Below are 2,581 nucleotides of genomic sequence, written 5' to 3'. Positions count from 1 at the left end.
AAGAGATTTTTACCAAAGGAAGATAAACAGTATACCCCAGGAGCGTTCTAATGATGAAACTAAGACCTTACCAGGAAGAAGCAAAAAATTCCATTTTTGAACAATGGAATCTGGGAATCCAAAAGACTCTCCTCGTACTTCCTACCGGTTGTGGAAAGACCATTGTTTTTGCAAAGGTTACAGAAGACTGTGTCCGTAATGGAAGTCGTGTTCTGATCCTTGCACATCGAGGTGAGCTCTTAGACCAGGCAGCGGATAAAATCCAAAAAAGTACGGGGCTTGGTTGTTCTACTGAGAAAGCCGAAGAAACTTGTCTTGGGAGCTGGTACCGGATTACTGTTGGATCTGTTCAAAGCATGATGCGGGAGAAAAGACTGCAGAGATTCGAAAAGGATTACTTTGACACCATTATCATAGATGAAGCCCATCATTGCGTTTCAGACAGCTATCAAAGAGTCTTAAGTCATTTCTCTGATGCAAAGGTCCTTGGAGTCACAGCAACCCCAGATCGGGGCGATATGCGGAACTTAGGACAATACTTTGAGTCCCTGGCTTATGAGTACACGCTGCCAAAAGCAATCAAAGAAGGATACTTATCTCCAATCCAGGCAGTAACGCTGCCTCTTAAATTAGATCTGTCAGAGGTAAGTATGCAATCCGGAGATTTTAAAGCAAGTGATATAGGAACAGCTTTGGATCCGTATTTATATCAGATCGCAGAGGAGATGAAGAAATACTGTAGTAATCGTAAAAGTGTGGTATTCCTTCCCCTTGTGAAAACCAGTCAGAAGTTCCGGGATATTTTAAATGAGTGTGGATTTCGTGCTGCAGAGGTGAACGGAGACAGTAAGGATCGTGCAGAGATTCTCCAAGACTTCGCAGATAATAAATACAATGTTTTATGTAACTCAATGCTTCTCACCGAAGGATGGGATCAACCGGATGTGGATTGTATTGTAGTGTTGCGACCTACAAAGATTCGCAGCCTTTATTGTCAGATGGTGGGAAGGGGTACCCGTTTGTCAGAAGGAAAGAAAGAACTCCTATTATTGGATTTCTTATGGCATACCGAAAAGCATGAACTCTGTCACCCGGCGCACTTGATCTGTGAAGACGAAGAAGTGGCACAAAAGATGACACAGAATTTAGAAGAGTCAGCTGGTTATCCCATGGATATCGAAGAAGCAGAACAAATGGCATCGGAAGATGTTGTAACAGCCAGAGAGGAAGCTTTAGCTAAGAAACTGAAAGAGATGCGGAAGCGGAAGAAAAAGCTTGTGGATCCTCTGCAGTTTGAAATGAGTATTCAGGCAGCGGACCTTTCCGGATATGTGCCGGCTTTTGGCTGGGAGATGGGACCGCCTTCTGAAAAACAGAGAAAAGCATTGGAAAAGTCAGGAATTATGCCGGATGAAATTGAAAATGCCGGCAAAGCAGCAAAGCTTTTAGACCGCTTGAATAAGAGAAGAGCCGAGAACTTGACTACACCAAAACAGATCCGGTTCTTAGAGCGAAACGGATTTCAACATGTGGGGACCTGGCCATTTGACTCGGCAAAGAACTTAATTGATCGAATTGCCGGCAATGGATGGAAGGTACCAAGAGATATAACACCGAGCACTTATAAACCGGAACCGGTACAACAATCATTTGAATGGGGAGCATAGTAAATGCAGCAAACAGAATTATCTAAGTTAATTGAATACATCAATCCTTCCCTTTTAAACTATCAAGAATGGATAAATGTGGGGATGGCATTGAAGCATGAAGGTTATTCTGTTCGTGTGTGGGACGACTGGAGCAGTCAGGACTCTAAGAGATATCACCCCCAGGAGTGCGAAAAGAAATGGAATAGCTTTCAAGGAACTTTAAATCCTGTCACCGGAGGAACAATTTTTCAGATGGCCACAGATCATGGATGGAAGCCGGATTTTGAAGGACATGAATTAGATTGGGATGCGTCCATTGGAAGCCGGGACAACCGGGTTGTTGTAGATACAAACTGGATCGAAGAGCGAGAAGTAAAAGAACCGGAGACCTGGTCACCCGCGAATCAATTAATCACGTATCTGGAAACTTTATTTGAAGCATCAGAGCAAGTAGGGTATGTAACCCACACCTATGAAAAGGATGGAAAGTATCTACCATCAAAAGGAGTTTGGGATCGTACCGCAGGACAGCTGATACAACAATTAAGCCAATGCAAAGACGATATAGGGTCCGTTGTAGGAGATTATAAGGAAGCTGCCGGCGCATGGATCCGATTTAACCCATTAGATGGAGGGGGATGTAAGAACGATAATGTAACCGAATATAAATATGCTTTAGTAGAGTCTGATCAGATGGATATCGATAAGCAGAACGCAGTCATCAGAGAACTGGAGTTGCCAGTAGCATGTCTAGTCCATAGTGGAGGCAAGAGCTTACACGCCGTTGTGCGTGTAGATGCTGCAGATTATGACGAATATCGAAAACGTGTTGATTATCTTTACAGAGTGTGTGAAAAGAACGGTTTCAAAATCGATAGTCAGAACCGTAATCCATCTCGGTTATCCAGGATGCCAGGTGTTATCCGGAATGG

2 protein-coding genes are annotated in these 2,581 nt (G+C 43.5%); both read left to right on the top strand.

What is annotated here, in order from left to right:
- Positions 1–50 precede the first annotated feature (50 nt).
- On the top strand, positions 51–1,667 hold the full coding sequence (locus NHH15_RS15375; protein ID WP_330639273.1) for a DEAD/DEAH box helicase: 1,617 nt from the start codon (positions 51–53) through the stop codon (positions 1,665–1,667).
- Positions 1,668–1,670: 3 nt separating this feature from the next.
- The coding region (locus NHH15_RS15370; protein ID WP_262067530.1) for a PriCT-2 domain-containing protein at positions 1,671–2,581 on the top strand (911 nt) is incomplete at its 3' end.

The sequence above is a fragment of the Aequitasia blattaphilus genome (assembly GCF_024721305.1).
Lineage (GTDB): Bacteria > Bacillota > Clostridia > Lachnospirales > Lachnospiraceae > Aequitasia > Aequitasia blattaphila.
This window is presented reverse-complemented; position numbering and strand designations above follow the sequence as displayed.